Genomic DNA, 14,356 nt, shown 5'->3' with positions numbered 1-14,356 from the left:
TTTTACTCTCCTAGGACGCTGTAGAGTGGGTCTCCTTCTTCTGGAATGTAGCTTTCGTAGAAGATGAATCCGATGAGTAGTAGGGCTATTACTGCTCCGGCTATTGGAAGTATTGGGAGTCCTCCACTGTTTTCATTGTTTTCTTCTCCCGGGTTGTCTGGTGGTGTGGTTGTTGTTTCGCTGCTTATTCTTTGGAGTGTTGAGTCGATTTCTTGGTAGGTTTCTTGTGCTTCTTCGTAGTTTTCTGCTGTCAGTGCTGTTTCGTAGTTTGATATCTGTGCTGATATTTCTGTCAGGTCTTGTTGTTGTGTGCTGCCTGATTCTACTTGGCTTTGCAGACGTGATTTTCTGTCTCTGAGGCTTGATGCTCTGTTGGTTACTATGTTGGCTGTTACTGTGATTGACGTGGTTTCTCCGATGTCTAGGTTTATTCTTCCGTTTTCTTCTTCTACGTCTTCAAAGTTCAGTGTTATTTCTTGTGTGTTTCCTGCTGCTAGCTGGGATTGGAAGGAGCTTGTTACTGTGTAGTCGTCGGACGTGATTGACAGGCTTTCTGACGTGTCTTCCCCGTTGTTTGTTATTGTTACTGTTTTTGTGGTTGAGCTTCCTTCCTGTAGGTATCCTAGGTCTAGGCTTGTCGGGTCTGCTGAGATGCTTATGTCTTTGTTTTGTTCGTTGCTGTTTTCATCTTCGTTTGGCTGGTAGTTTAGTGTTGTTGGTACTGTGAGTTCTTCTCCTGATTCTGTGTCGAATACTATGTCGCCTGTGTATGTTCCTGTTGCTTCTGGCTGGAATGTTACTGTTACTTCTTTTGATCCTGAGAGTTCTGTGTCTTCGCTCTCGTTTTCGATTGACAGGTATGGTGATATTTCTCCTTCTATTGTTGTGTTGTAGGTTACTGAGCCGTCTTGTTCGCCTATGTATCTGAGGTCTATGGTTTCTGTGAATTCGCTTGTTGTTCCTGCTGTGACGTCTATGTCATCTCTTGATTCTAGGCAGAGGTTTCCGGCTTGTCTGTTGCAGTCTGGTGTGTCTATCTCTATTTCCGTGGTCTGGTTGTAGTTTGTGCTTGCGTCTGTGAATTTGATTTCGCCTTCTTTGTCGTTTAGTTCTGTGAGATTGATTTCTATTTCTATGTCTGTGTCTTCCTCTGGTTGTAGGGTTATCGGGTTGTCGTTGATGGTTATCTGGTCTTCTAGTTCTGTTACTTCGGCTTCAAGTTCGTTTTCCTGTTGTAGAAGGTTTTCTGCTTCTATGTTGAATGTTGCGGGTTCAAGCCTGTTTACCTCTACTTCTATGTTTTCTTCTGTTTCAAAGGTTGCGTCTGCGTCTTTGACGCTGAAGCCTGAGACTTCTGTTTTTTCTTCACCGTAATTGTTTTCTGCTGTTATTTCGAGGCTGTAGCTTCCTGTAGGGTTGTCTTCATCTATTACTGTTGATGCTGTGACTACTCCTTCTGTTTCTGAGTAGCTCAGGTTGTTCATTGTGAATCTTTCGTAGTTTGTTCCGTTGGAGTCGTCGATGTCTACTTCTATGTTGTTGAAACGGTCCATGCTGTAGTCGTCTAGTGAGAATGGTTTTCCGAGGAAGATGTTGAGTTCGTATTCTTTTCCTAGGTATGTTGTTGCTGAGCTTCTGTCGTCGATTGTGAACGTGTTTAGTGTTATGTTTCTTCTGTCTACGCTTTCTCTGTTTCTGTTTGTTGCGTTGAACTTGAACTCTATTTCTTTGTCGTATTTTGATGTGTTTATGTCCGGTACTTGGACTGAGCCTGAGAAAAGTGTGCTGCTGTCCTCAGTCAGGTTCATTGTGTCCAGACGTGTTCTTCCTGAGTTGTTGAAAGCAAATATTGATAGGTTAACGTTTTCTGCTTCTGCGCTTGTGATAGAGTATTCTATGTCGATTGTTGCTCCTTGTTCGCAGCTTGATACTTCTTCCTGTGTTCCGCAGCCTCCTTCTGCGTCGAATCCTGTTATTTCTCCTTTTACCTGTGGTGCTATGTCGATGATTCTGGATGTTGTTCCTTCGGTGTCTCCTGTTGTGTCATTTATGGCTTTGACGTGCATCAGGTAGGTCGAGTTCGGGTTGTCTGGGTAGTTTACTCTGGAGTTGTAGAACTCTCCTGCTTCGTAGTTGTCTATTTTGGTTGTAGTTGTTGTTTCGTCTGGGTTTGTGAAGTATGCTTCAACGCTTGCTTCGCTGTCGTCTTTTACATTATCTGACTGGTCTGTTACCACGGCTTCTAGTTCGAATTCCATTCCTGCTTTGACAGGTTTGTCGTATTTGTCCTGTAGTTCGACGGTGTAGTCTCCTATGTTCAGGGTTTTTGTAATGTTTGCTTCTTCGTTTGAGTTTTTTACGCCCTGTTTGGTTGTTGTGCCGTTTGCTGAGAAAAGTAGTTTGTTTCCAGCGGTATTGTTTGGTGTGAATTTGGTGTACCACATTCCGTTTTTGAGGTGGGTTAGGTCGCTGTCAGTTCCGTTTGTTGCATTGTATGCTGCGGTTATGTTGTAGTTTTCTGAGAGGTAGTCTGGGGTAAGTTGTACGGGATATGCTGTGTCGTCGTCAGGGGTTAGCGTGGTATCGGTCGTGTCGGCAGTTATATTTACTACCTGGACTGTAGGAGAGTCCGCTGATACTACTCCTGTGTTTAGTCCTGTGTTATCGTATATGCTCCAGTTTGATGCTGCTGATCCGAGTGTGGTGGCGAGTATACAAACTGTTAGAAGAAAGAATGTCTTTTGTTTAATGCTTGGCACGACCATATACACAGTTGTTAAAGTACCGTTAAAAAATCTATTCGAATTTCATCAAGAAAAGCGTTTCAAACCAGATTTTCTCAGATTCAACCTGTTCAAGGTTGAACTTTTCCACCAGTTTCTCGTATTCTGTCTGCGAGCTCAGTATAATCCATGCCTTTCCACCATCAGTTAGGTAGGCAGGTACTTTCTTTAGGAATCTTTCTGCGGCTTCTAAACCGGTTTCGCCTCCTCGCCACATCTCTTCATCGCCGATACCTTCTTCACCTTTCAGATAAGGCGGGTTAAATATGATGAAGTCAAATTTTCCTTCAACCTGTTCAAATAGGTTGCTTAGGAAAAGTTCTGCCTCCAAATCGTTTTCTTTAATTCTTTCCTGGGTGTGTTTGATGGCTTCGGGGTTTATGTCTACTCCTGTGGCTTTTGCCCTTTTTTCAGCTGCTAAGACTGTGTTTTCGCCGTTACCTACTCCTATTTCTAGGAAATCTTTGTCTTCTAAGTCCTGCTCTTCTAGGTTTCTTTTGACTAGTAGTGTGTCTTCTCGGACGGGATAAACGCTCATGTTTGGAATCTCCGTGGTTTTTCCTGGTTTTTGGTATATTATTTGTGGTGAATATGCTTAATTCTTCGTCACAGATGGTTATGAAAAATCCCGGTTGAACGTGTGTGACTGCGTGGATTTATGGAAGAAATAAAGGGGGTTGAAAGAGTTAAATTAGGGGGTTTGGTTTTGGGCTGTCTTTGTGAAGGCGTGGTAGAGTGGATTAGGTTCTTCGAATGTGGAGTTGAATTCTGGGTGTGCCTGGGTTCCTATGAAGAAGCTGTGTTCCGGTATTTCGACATATTCGGCTAGTTCGCCGTTCCCTGTTTTTCCTGAGATTTTTAATCCGTTTTGTTCAAGTTTTTGATGGTATTCTGGGTTGACTTCGTAGCGGTGTCTGTGCCTTTCCGAAGCCATCTCTGAGCCGTAGATTTCTTTTACTTGTCCGGTTAGCTCTGCTTTGTAGCTGCCTAGGCGCATCGTTCCGCCCTTTTGATCGATTCCTTCTTGGTCTGGCATATGTTTCACTACATACTCTTGGTCTTCGTCTCCGAATTCAGCTGATGCGGCATCAATGTCTAGTTTGTTTCTGGCAAACTCCACCACCATTAACTGTAGTCCGTAGCAAAGTCCTAGTACGGGTATATCGTTTTCTCTGCAGTGCTTTATTGCTTCTATTTTGCCTTGGACGCCTCTGCTTCCGAATCCTCCGGGAATGACCACTCCATCAAGTTCTTCTAGTTTTTCGGGATCAAAGTTTTCCGTGTCTATGTATTCGATACCTATTTTGCCGCCTTCTTCGACTGCTGCGTGTTTCAGTGCCTCTTCGACTGAGGCATAGCTGTCTTCCATATCCATGTATTTTCCGCAGATTCCGATCATCGCTATTTCTCCATTTCTTAATGCTTTTACTCTTTTCTTCCAGTCCTGCATATCTTTGTTTCTGGTTTGAAGCTTCATCTTACGGGATATTATTTCGTCCACTCCTTGATCTTCGAAGAGTAATGGCAGTTCGTATACGCTTTCGAGGTTTGGATCTGAGATAACTGCTTCTTTTTCTACATCGCAGAAAAGTGAGATCTTTTCCTGTACTTCTTCCGTTAGTTTTTCCTGGCTTCTGCCTACTATCATGTCTGGGCTCAGTCCTTCTTCCCTAAGGTCTTTGACCGAGTGCTGTGTTGGCTTGGTCTTCTGCTCGCCAGTCGTCTCCAGATACGGAACTAGTGTAGTATGTATCAGGAAGGTATCCTCTTCCGGAAGCTCTGATCTCATCTGTCTTATTGTCTCCAAGTAAAGCATGTTCTCGATGTCTCCAACGGTTCCTCCGACTTCAACTATAACGATATCTGCATCTTCTTCTTGGGCTGAGTTTTCCCATTTATCTCTTATCTGGTCCGTTACATGAGGCACCATTTGAACTGTCTTACCTAGATAATCTCCGTTTCTTTCCTTGTCTATTACTTCCTGGAAGATCTTCCCGCTTGTAAGGTTCCAGTCTCCTTTTCCTTTAACGCCTAGAAATCTTTCGTAGTGACCGAAGTCCATGTCGACCTCTGTTCCGTCCTCTAACACGAAAACCTCTCCGTGCTCATGTGGATTCATTGTACCGGGATCAATGTTTAGGTAGCCGTCGCATTTGACTGGCATCATGTCCTGGTCTCTGAGTTGTAGGAGTTTGGAAACGCTTGCGGACACGAGACCTTTCCCGAGTCCCGAAAGAACGCCGCCTGTAACAAAAATCCACTTCGGCATAATATAATTACATAAACCGGAAATAAATATTCTTCGAAACCGTAAATTTTCGGATTCAAAGCTTTTGCAGGATTGTTTGCCTATTGTTGTAGATCTTCCAGATTACGAAATAAAATACTGTTATTATGAATGAAATATTTATTGCGGAATAATTGAAGTATTTCTGAGCTATTAGTGGTGTTAGCATCCAGAAGAGGATTACAAATGCTATTGCTGCGTATTGCCCGTATCTTTTCATGCTTTTATCCAGTTCTTGGCTTGGTCGTTCCAGAGTTTTTTGTATCTGAAAAGGTAGTCTTGAAGTTCTGTGTTGTCTCTGGTCCAGATTACTTCGTGATTTTGCATTATGCTGTTTTTTAGTCTGAGAGTTAACTCTTCAAATACTTTGATGTCGTAATTCTTCTTTTCGATGTTTATCTTGGGGTATATTTTAGATAAGATGCTCCATGGGTCTGTATCTGGTGCTACTATACAGATATCGGTATCGCTTTGACTGTGGTCTTGATTCTTCACTTTTGATCCGAATATCAGTACTGCTAGTACATCTTCATTTTCTTTCAGGAAATCAAAATCTTCTTTTATTTCTCCTCTATCCATTTTTCAAAACCTTCTACGAATTTTCTCACTGCTGGTTTTGTATCTTTTATCCCTGTGTATACTGTATTGTGTTGGATTTTATCGTATTCGTGGACTATTCTATTTCTCAGACCATTCAGATTTTTCAAATCTCTGGTTATTTCTTGATTGAAAAGCTCTCCTGAACATGCTTCTAGGTTCTCATAGTTGTCTCCTACTACTCTTTCTTTGTCTGATAGATACATTGCTGTCAGGTCTGTTACAGCCTCAGATATTTCTTGAATGGCTTTGTAAACCGAAAGCCTTAGTTGAAGTTCATTTGAAAACTCTTCTTTTGAAACATCTTCCATCCACTCCTCCACACTTTCTAGACGGCTCTCAATCCTCTCTAATTTTGCCTTGTACCTATCTTCTCGTTCCAAAACAGACATAGTTACAGTTTATGTTTGAGTCTTAAACAACTATCGCTCTTCTAGAAACTCTGCTACTTCAGCCAATTGTTTGATATCCAGGTTTATGACCCGTTCCTCAGAATGAGGTAGTTCGTCGCGAATTGCCTTGGCTTCTTCTTTTTCGTAGTCTAGCATGTGTCTAGTGTCGACGAAGGCGTTCCGCAGTTTCTTTCTCTTATGTGTAAACAGTGCTTTGACTAGGTCGAAGAATGCTTCTTCGTCTTCGACAGGGTGGCGATCCTTGTTCGGGTATAGCTTTACTATGGCTGCGTCTACCTCTGGTTCTGGGTAGAAGGTCCGTGAAGAAAGCGTCCTAAGTTTGACTGGTACGAAGTAGTACTGTGCTTTGACTGTGAAGAATCCGTAGTTTTTGTCGCTGGGTTCAGCTACTAGTTTATCGGCTAGTTCATCTTGGACGATTAATGCGGACTGCATCTGAGCTTTGCCTAGTTTTTCGATTATGTCGGAGGATATCTCGAAAGGAATGTTTGATACAACCCTCTCAATTTCCATTTCTTCTAGTTCAATTTCTAGGAAGTCTTCTTTCAGTACTTCTGCTTCTGGGAACTCTTTTTTGATGTAGTTTGCTAGGTTTCCGTTTCTCTCGACTAGGATGAGGTCGTCGGTTTTCTCTGCCAGTTTTTCGGTTATCATACCGGTTCCTGGTCCGATTTCCAGAGTCTTTTCTCCGTCTATTTCTCCTGCTTGGGCTAATGCTGCGGCTGTTGAGTCTGTTCTGAGAAAGTTTTGTCCTTTCCCTGGCTGTACTCCGATCTCTTGGAGTTTTTCCTCTATTTCCATAAAAAGAAGTTTTTAGGATAGAAGTAGTTTGTGTTTGGTTTCTCCTTTCATTTCCTGCACGATTCTTTCCTGAATTGTCTCTGCAGGGTCTGGTACTGAAGGTACTCGTTCTTCTATGTCTTCGAAGCTTTCAAAGTCACCGCTTTCTCTTTCATCGATCAGTTTCTGCATGTGTTTGCTTCCGATGCCTGGAAGTAGTTCAAATGCGTGTCTCCTCGGTGTTACTGGTGTGGCAGTGTTGAAGAATTCGACGAAATCGTCTTCGTTTTCCTTGATCAATGCTTTGAGCACATATTTGAGCTCTGCCTGCGCTGAGTTTGTGAGGTCGTCGTGGCTGATCCTCTGTTTGATGAATTCGACTTTGTCTCGGTCGCCTTCACCGATGTACAGTTTTTCTCCTCCTTTGGGTCTTTCTTCTTCCCGCATCACTACTTCTAGGAGTGTGTAGTTTTCTGTTCCGATTACTTGTGCGACTCTTTCGTCTCTGTCGTTGCTCCTCCCGTGTTCCAGGAAGTCAAGTACTTTGACATATTCGTCTTTGTCAGCCATTTTTGTTTTTGCACCTCAATTATGTTTTTATGGGAGAGAAAAGCCCTCTCACTGTGTATAATACGAAATCTGGAAGTTAAAAACCTTCCCTAATATAAGGGAGAGAAAATGTGTTTACTCCTGTTCTTCTGTCTCAATGCTCTGGCAGATATCAAGGATTTCCTCGATCTCCTCATCTTCAAGTTTAATCCTTTCTTTCTGGAATACTGCTCTAACAGTTGATTCGTGTTGAGGAACTACTTCAAGCAGCTTGAAGATGTGCTTGTCCTTCAGGGAGTCGATTTCTGAGAGTTCTCCGTGAATTTCTTCCAGTGTGTCTAGGTCTCTTACTTTGCAGTGTCGGGACAGGTTCTCGAGTGCGATTAACTGTTCATGCTCAAGTTCGTCTTCATCCCGTTCTTCAAGAAGCTGAAGTGCTTCAACAGGGTAGACTGTTTCCTCATCAACTACTTCCACAATAATCACTCAGTCCTTTTTAGGTGGATTGGAGGGATGTAGAGAGTTTTCTCGATGTTTCCGTCTTTGAACTTCACTTCGTAGCTGTCTCCTTGTTTACCTGTTACTTCGACTGTTTTTCCGTGGAATCTCTGGTGTGGACGTCCTTCAGATTCGCTTGGCTCAATTTTGATCAAGACTTTTTCTCCTTCTTCAAATTCTTTCAAGTATTCGTTTACCGTTGTCTTGTCCTTAGCAGTGTTGGAAAGCTTGTTCCGTGCACCTTGCTGAGAACCCTGACTCTTCTGTGCCATTTTAGATTACCTCTTATATAGTGTTTACGGCATGAAATCTTTAAAAACAAGAAGGACGGGACTTTGCTACTGGAATTCTCTATAGAGAATCCCTATTACTGAGGCAGTAAGAGTTGTAACTAGAGAATAACAAGTTATAATTGTTCTGGTCTAGGTTAGTCTATGACCGATTTGGGTGATCATGGGATCGAACCACAAGCAGAAGATATAGAGTATATCGCCAATAGGCTTATACTGTATACAGGAGCTGTTGACAATGTCCATGAATCTCTAAAAGAATTAGACGAAGTGACTGTAGAAGAACCGGAGTATTCAGAAATTTATTCAGATATTGAATCGTTTTTCATCCATTCTAACCCTTACTGGACAGATTCAGAAAATCCAGAAAAAGCTTATTTAAATAGCAGAGAGGATCTTCCAATCTCCGATGAAGTTGAAATATCTTCCACAAAGTTACAACCCGGGCCAGGAGCAGATAATGCTGAGCTTGGTCTCTATGCAGAAATGAGAGATGGTGAAGCAACTTCGTTCTGGAGACTAGACTATGAAAGCGGCAAATCAATTGAAGATGAAGAGAATATAATTCTTGAAACAGCAAGAAGCTTAAGTCCGCTACATGGAGAAAATGAAGGAAACTGGAACTTTGAAGAATTAAATGACTAAATACATCTATTTCTCAATCCAGATCACATCCAACTGAACACATTCTGCCCGAGTTCCAATCAGGTCAGAGATATTCGGCTGTGTCCGACCTTCATCACCGTGAATTAACTCTTTGATGTATGTCCCGGCTTCGGCCTTAACCTCTAACTCGAATTCTTTTTCTCCTGTCTTCTCCCAGGAAACTTCATAAACTTCTCTCTTCCGTGTTTTCTCGGCTCTACGGTGTTCTACTCTCTCTGGGGTATCCTGTTCTATCTCTCCGACTACCTCAGAAATATTCTCTAGGTCTTCCTCAGTTATCTCCTCTTCAGTCTCGACTACTGCTCGATACTCTTTGTCGGCGTGCTTCTGTTTGATATCAGCAGCCTTGTCTTTGTGCGTGAATTCAATATTGAAGATTTCTACTTTATCCGTTGATTCGTTGACTTCTTCCTGCAGTTCCTCTAAGTCTAGGTCTCTGTTTAACGGCTCTAATAGTTCAAGTACAAACTCTCTTTTACCTAAACATTTAGCATCGACATCTTCTCTGCCTCCACCGTGGAACTTGGATTCTACGGCTTTTGACTCTCTCAGGAACGGTTTTTGTATCTCTTCCTGCACGCTGGTTGGGTACTGGTGTCCTGTCCAGTCACATTCTTCGCATCCACTGCCTCTGCATTTCCTGCAGTGCCACTCTGTCTGCGGGATCTCCCGAGAATACTTGTTGTACTGTGCGTAGATCAGCAGCGAGTTGACCTGTAATTCGACTCTTTCCCTTCCTTCTCTCATATCGATTACAGCCATTATATCGGCTCTCTCGAAGTCAACCTCTACACCTAATTCTTTCTCTATCTTTTTTCCGATTAGTCGGGAGAGTTCTGTTTTCAATGGCTCTGTCCATTCTACCCCGTATTCTTCCCAGAGCTCTTCCTCGGCTCTAACTGATTCCTCTCTCGGCCGGATACCAACCAAGAAGGTCTCAAGTTCATATCTTTCAAAACTGTCTTCTACTTGGTCGACCCAGCGATCCAGTTCGTCGAACACGCCGTTACAGATTTCGCATTCCCCGCCTATTTCTGCGTCTTCTGGAATGTTTTCACGGACGAAACTGTCTTCTTCCAAGTTTTCTGTATTTCTGATTATTTGTCCTCTTTCGTAGTTTTCAAGTCCGTGGCCGAGTTGTGCGAACTGTCTTCCTAAGCAGTGGTCACACAAGTCTTCCTCCTCGAGAAGTTTCTCGGCTTTTTCCTGGATACTAAGCATAGGGATGTGTTAGTCTGGGAAGTTTTATTACAGTGGCTAAGAGTTTTTCCAGTTAGATTTGTAATTTGATGTCTTGAGAGAAAGTGTTTCTCAGCATTAGTATTTAGCTGTAGTTTTCTAAGATCAGGAACTGTGGTTTTAGGATGTTGTCTGCCATTGTGAGCCGTCAAAGTTGCTTATTTCGTTTGCCATAACCCATTTTGATCCATCCCAGTATTTTAGCCTGCCTGAAACCCATTTTGATCCATCCCAGTATTTCACAGTTACAGGCTCTGTGTACGTAATTTTGACCTTGCCGTTTCCTGTATTTTCATTGTCTTTTGTTGTTACATTGGTTACGCCTAGAGTGTATTGTTCTCCTGCTCCTCCTCCTGTGGCGTTGAGGTCGTTTCTGCTGAAGGTAATATCTACTATGCCGCGGCTTCCAGCATTGAAACCTCCTCCGCCTCCACCACTGGCTCCAAGATATGCGTCTCCATCCTTTGTCTTTTTTTCTTGATTTCCATCTTCTCCAATTGTTGGATCTGACTTGCTGCTTTCTCCTCCCTGCCCTCCTTCGTATTCTATTGTATCTGGTGCATCACCTCCGTTCGCGTGACCACCTCTCTTACCGTCATCATAGTTAGTTGCGCCACCTCCTGAACTAACGGCTGCACCTCCACCACCGCCGCCAGCCCCGATAACAACATCGTTTTGGCGGTCAGATCCACCTTGCATAACGTGTGAGGAACCACCGCCGCCCCCACTTTCTACCAATTGATACTCCATATTCGTACCTCTGACGTCTCCGCTACCTCCATTAGGAAATCCGCCGGAATCCTCTCCACGGTAAGCATCTCCGCCTGCTACCAAATGCAGGGTTTCTCCCGGAGTAACAGATAGATCTCCTTTCACATAGCCGCCTCCACCTCCGGCTCCATCATCAGTATCTCCATTTCCATCTCCTCCTTCACCACCCCAGCACTCAATAGTAACTTCGGTGACCCCCTCAGGAACAGTCCATTGCTCACTGTCAGGACCATGAAGAATGTGTTCCGCCATTAACTAGTATCAACCCATATATCCCCATTAGAAGGATTTGAAGGCTGAGAAGACTGCACAAAAACATTACTACCATCCACAGTGTCAGCATCACCAGCACTATCAGCATAATCAGCATTGGGTACATCAGCATTATTTTTAGTCCATTTCCGGGTTGCTACTTGGTCTCCATTGATAGTTACTGGTCCTTCGGGATATTCTACTGAGCCGTCTTGGTTTAGCCTCCAGACTGTTCCAATTCCTGTACCCGAGTAGAACCTCATGTCTCTATCGTCAAATCGTGCTGTGTGCGGGCTGGTATTGGACCCTCCCGAACCATCATTTATCCGCCAGAAGTCATTGCCTGAGTTGTTGAATGTTGTCTTTTCGACATTTTTGATATTGTTATTCCTCATGTCTAGGTTCGCTTTGGTCAACTCTAGAGTTCCTTTGGTTGAGTCGGTTGTGTATTTAACTGCGTTAAACTCTCCATTCTGATCATTTATGATGAAAGGTTGACCGCTTCTTGGGAAGAACTTTATATGGTTGGAGTCCTTGTACTGTGCTGCCAGATTTCCTGCTCCATCACGGACCTGAGTCGCCGTAGATGAATTAAACTCTAGTCTACTGTTTCCCGAATCATCTTCAAGCGATTGACCTGTCTGCAACCTAATATTTTCATCAATTCGGATGTAGTTAGAAGACATCGGTATTCTCAAAGGTATTTTATTATCTCCGTTGTCATTTCTCCACTGAAGAAACCATTCGTCATCTGAGAGAACTCCTTGCCGCCAATAATATCCATCATCATCTCTATCTCCGAAATCAATAAAAGTTGTATTATCTAAGTTGCCTCCAGTTAAATCCAGGTCAGAATTTTTAACTTCTACTGGTCCGCCGCTGTTTACTTGGAGTTCTTTGGTTGAGTCGTTGCCTGCGTAGACGCTGAAGTCGTTGCTTCTGATGTTTAGTGCTGAGGCTGGGCTGAGTGATAGTGCGCTGATTCCTATTGCTCCTGCTCCTAGTTTTTTGAGGAATGATCTTCGGGTGACTTCTTTTTTATTTGATTCTTCTTGTTCGTCGCTTTCTGCTTTTTCAATTCCTCTTTTTTCTAGTTCTTCTTGTACTCTTTGCTCTACTTTTTGTTCTATTATTTCTTCGATTTTCTGGTCGGTATTAGAGTCTTTTTTCATTGTTCTTGGTGGAGCCTCTGAGTGTTTTTTGGGTTGTGTCGATTAAAATTGTTTATTGTGTGCGGAGTGTTTTTTTATTGTACGTTTACTCTTCCTTGGGCTGAGTAGTCGTTGCCTGATATTTGGAAGTAGGTTATTCCGTTGATTAGAAGTGTTTCGGATTTGCCTGATGGAATTTCTATGGTGTCGTTGCTTCTGTCGAAGGTTATGGATATTTCGGAGCCTAGTTTGTTTCTGAAGCCGACTGATTTGCCTAGTTTGACGGTGTGTGATGCTGGTGCGACACCTATGTCTGTGATGTTGAAGACTTCGGCTGCATCCATCTGTGTTTTGTGTACGGTATCTGATCCTGCGTCTGCGTAACTGTCAGGAGTATCTTCTGTTCCCGACCATAGCATGAAGGCAGCTAATCCGCCTAGGAGAACTAAGCCGATGGCAAGGCTGGCTTCCTTTAATTTCTTGTTTCTCCAGGATTTCTTTTTGACCTCGTCTACGACTTTTCCATCGCCCATGGTAGAGTTTTAGTTTTCTACCTGTTTTTAAGTTTCCTCTATCCGGGACACCAGGAAGATACTGATCTGGTAGAGAAATATAACCGGTACTGTGACTAGTGCCTGCGAGATCACGTCCGGCGGCGTAGCTAGAGCTGAAACCAGCAGGATGCCAACAAAAAAGTATGGGCGGTATTCAACCATTTTGTCCTTGTTAAGAACTCCTGCATGGGCTAAAACCATTGAAACTATCGGCAGCTGGAAGATAATTCCTGTGAAAGCAGAGAGACGCAACGCAAAACCGATAGTGTTCTGCAGACCCCACAGGGCAGCTACATCAGCTGAGCCCGCAGTAGCCTGAAAAAAGTTCAAACTGGTCTTCACAACAAAATTGTAGGAAAATACCGAGCCCGTAACGAAAAGGAAGACCGAGAATGGAAGATAGTTACGCATAGCCTTGTACTCACTCTCCTTCAAACCCGGCTTCATGAAAGCCAAAGCCTCAAACAGGATGAAAGGAAGACTCAACAGAAAACCACCGAGGAAAGCAATCATCAACTCGGTGTAGAGAACCTCATACGCAGTCAAAGCATGCAGAGAAAAACCTAAATCATTCTGAAGCCAGTTAAGAATGTTAGATGAAAAATAGAAAGCAAGCACCGTCGATGACAAAAAGAATATAGAAACAAACTTCAACCTCTGCCTGAGTTCCTGGACATGTCTATCCAATCCCTGCATACAGAGTTATTTACTCCTGGTCTCCTTTAATGTCTTCCACCTGCCCCTCAACATCAGGAGTAGCCTCATCAGCCAAATCATCAGCCTCCTTCATAGACTTCTTAAACTCCTTCTTCGACTCACCTAAACTACGAGCCAATTCAGGAAGCTTTTTCGGACCAAAAATCAATGCCACAATAGCAGCACCCACAAGTACCATCTCCGCCGGACCAATCAATGCCATACCTACAATTTATTGTGTAGATTTATAACTCGTATGACTCTTTAGACCTCAAGAAGATACATCAATGAATTGAAACTGTATTGGTATTTGATCCTATAAACGAAGGTAAAAGATACCTGCACTTAACATGGTTCTTTTACGTGTTTGATCATCTAAGTGCCAAATACACTATCAAGAACACAGCTAAATATAATAGCAAAAATTCCTCTCGTTTTCCCCTACAGTACTGAGTCAGTAGCAATTTTCTTTGTCGTCACGAAATACGTGTTGCAGCCCAATATACTTTTAAATCATTGCTATCAGCCCAAATAGAAACTCCCTCGTGTACATCTCCATCAATAATAATGGAGGAAATAGACGCATCATCTATTGGAGCCACTTCTCCGCCAATTGCTGGTGTATGATCGTCACGTTGATTTTTGATTATGTAGTGATCCCCATTAGAAAGAGTGTATCCAATGCACAAATTAGCGTTACTCAATATATTACTATTATTATTTGCGTTTATATGAGTGAATTTCCACGTTTCCCCAGATGGAACAGTAATCGTATCATTTGAATCACCCGCTACTGTAATTGTATCCGTCTTTGTTTCACCAATATTCAT

18 protein-coding genes are annotated in these 14,356 nt (G+C 42.9%); 1 reads left to right on the top strand and 17 read right to left on the bottom strand.

Translation table 11 applies throughout. The features are described 5' to 3' along the window. Positions 1-2: 2 nt before the first annotated feature. The 10 genes from LC1Nh_RS02260 to LC1Nh_RS02215 all read right to left on the bottom strand — a co-directional run bounded on the left by LC1Nh_RS02260 (position 3) and on the right by LC1Nh_RS02215 (position 8,179). Positions 3-2,765, bottom strand: a complete 2,763-nt coding sequence (locus LC1Nh_RS02260; RefSeq protein WP_153550088.1) for a hypothetical protein — start codon at positions 2,763-2,765, stop codon at positions 3-5. A 31-nt stretch (positions 2,766-2,796) separates the two neighbouring features. After that, positions 2,797-3,321: a HemK2/MTQ2 family protein methyltransferase gene (locus tag LC1Nh_RS02255; RefSeq protein WP_153550087.1), complete on the bottom strand. Its 525-nt coding sequence runs from the start codon at positions 3,319-3,321 to the stop codon at positions 2,797-2,799. A 153-nt stretch (positions 3,322-3,474) separates the two neighbouring features. Then, positions 3,475-5,052 (bottom strand): CTP synthase, encoded by a 1,578-nt coding sequence (gene pyrG, locus LC1Nh_RS02250; RefSeq protein ID WP_153550086.1) that lies wholly within the window; start codon positions 5,050-5,052, stop codon positions 3,475-3,477. A gap of 55 nt (positions 5,053-5,107) precedes the next feature. Further along, positions 5,108-5,290, bottom strand: a complete 183-nt coding sequence (locus LC1Nh_RS02245) for a hypothetical protein (protein ID WP_153550085.1) — start codon at positions 5,288-5,290, stop codon at positions 5,108-5,110. After that, entirely contained in the window at positions 5,287-5,649 is a 363-nt protein-coding gene (locus LC1Nh_RS02240) for a nucleotidyltransferase domain-containing protein (RefSeq protein WP_153550084.1), read from the bottom strand. Before LC1Nh_RS02240 ends, LC1Nh_RS02245 begins: the two co-directional genes overlap by 4 nt. Next, positions 5,631-6,059, bottom strand: a complete 429-nt coding sequence (locus LC1Nh_RS02235) for a DUF86 domain-containing protein (RefSeq protein ID WP_153550083.1) — start codon at positions 6,057-6,059, stop codon at positions 5,631-5,633. Before LC1Nh_RS02235 ends, LC1Nh_RS02240 begins: the two co-directional genes overlap by 19 nt. 30 nt (positions 6,060-6,089) lie before the next feature. Beyond that, positions 6,090-6,881 (bottom strand): 16S rRNA (adenine(1518)-N(6)/adenine(1519)-N(6))-dimethyltransferase RsmA, encoded by a 792-nt coding sequence (gene rsmA / locus LC1Nh_RS02230; protein WP_153550082.1) that lies wholly within the window; start codon positions 6,879-6,881, stop codon positions 6,090-6,092. Between the two features lie 12 nt (positions 6,882-6,893). Then, the gene (locus LC1Nh_RS02225) at positions 6,894-7,430 is read right to left on the bottom strand and encodes a DUF655 domain-containing protein (protein WP_153550081.1); all 537 of its coding nucleotides are present in this window, start codon (positions 7,428-7,430) and stop codon (positions 6,894-6,896) included. Between the two features lie 114 nt (positions 7,431-7,544). Continuing rightward, on the bottom strand, positions 7,545-7,886 hold the full coding sequence (locus LC1Nh_RS02220; RefSeq protein WP_153550080.1) for a hypothetical protein: 342 nt from the start codon (positions 7,884-7,886) through the stop codon (positions 7,545-7,547). Between the two features lie 5 nt (positions 7,887-7,891). Continuing rightward, positions 7,892-8,179: a 50S ribosomal protein L21e gene (locus LC1Nh_RS02215; RefSeq protein WP_153550079.1), complete on the bottom strand. Its 288-nt coding sequence runs from the start codon at positions 8,177-8,179 to the stop codon at positions 7,892-7,894. 162 nt (positions 8,180-8,341) lie between these two features. On the opposite strand from LC1Nh_RS02215, the gene LC1Nh_RS02210 reads away from it, so the two are divergent. Next, a complete protein-coding gene (locus LC1Nh_RS02210) occupies positions 8,342-8,842 on the top strand; it encodes a hypothetical protein (RefSeq protein ID WP_153550078.1) in 501 nt (166 codons plus the stop codon). Between the two features lie 6 nt (positions 8,843-8,848). Here the strand turns inward: LC1Nh_RS02210 and LC1Nh_RS02205 are convergent, their stop codons facing one another. The 7 genes from LC1Nh_RS02205 to LC1Nh_RS02175 all read right to left on the bottom strand — a co-directional run bounded on the left by LC1Nh_RS02205 (position 8,849) and on the right by LC1Nh_RS02175 (position 14,356). Then, positions 8,849-10,084, bottom strand: a complete 1,236-nt coding sequence (locus tag LC1Nh_RS02205) for a tRNA pseudouridine(54/55) synthase Pus10 (protein WP_153550077.1) — start codon at positions 10,082-10,084, stop codon at positions 8,849-8,851. 138 nt (positions 10,085-10,222) lie between these two features. Continuing rightward, positions 10,223-11,125, bottom strand: coding sequence for a hypothetical protein (locus LC1Nh_RS02200; RefSeq protein ID WP_153550076.1), 903 nt, complete (start codon positions 11,123-11,125; stop codon positions 10,223-10,225). Then, a complete protein-coding gene (locus tag LC1Nh_RS02195; protein ID WP_153550075.1) occupies positions 11,125-12,297 on the bottom strand; it encodes a twin-arginine translocation signal domain-containing protein in 1,173 nt (390 codons plus the stop codon). The genes LC1Nh_RS02200 and LC1Nh_RS02195 overlap by 1 nt, the downstream gene beginning before the upstream one ends. A 74-nt stretch (positions 12,298-12,371) precedes the next feature. Continuing rightward, the gene (locus tag LC1Nh_RS02190) at positions 12,372-12,809 is read right to left on the bottom strand and encodes a hypothetical protein (protein ID WP_153550074.1); all 438 of its coding nucleotides are present in this window, start codon (positions 12,807-12,809) and stop codon (positions 12,372-12,374) included. Positions 12,810-12,836: 27 nt separating this feature from the next. Then, positions 12,837-13,526, bottom strand: coding sequence for a twin-arginine translocase subunit TatC (tatC, locus tag LC1Nh_RS02185; protein WP_153550073.1), 690 nt, complete (start codon positions 13,524-13,526; stop codon positions 12,837-12,839). A 10-nt stretch (positions 13,527-13,536) separates the two neighbouring features. After that, complete coding sequence (locus tag LC1Nh_RS02180) at positions 13,537-13,749, bottom strand: twin-arginine translocase TatA/TatE family subunit (RefSeq protein WP_153550072.1); 213 nt, start codon at positions 13,747-13,749, stop codon at positions 13,537-13,539. Positions 13,750-14,002: 253 nt separating this feature from the next. Further along, positions 14,003-14,356 carry a hypothetical protein gene (locus LC1Nh_RS02175; protein WP_153550071.1) on the bottom strand — a complete coding sequence of 118 codons (354 nt, stop codon included), beginning with the start codon at positions 14,354-14,356 and terminating at the stop codon, positions 14,003-14,005.

It is taken from the genome of Candidatus Nanohalobium constans (assembly GCF_009617975.1).
In the GTDB taxonomy this organism is placed as follows: domain Archaea; phylum Nanohalarchaeota; class Nanosalinia; order Nanosalinales; family Nanosalinaceae; genus Nanohalobium; species Nanohalobium constans.
Note: the sequence above shows the minus strand (reverse complement) of the source record. Positions and strands in the feature narration are given on the sequence as shown.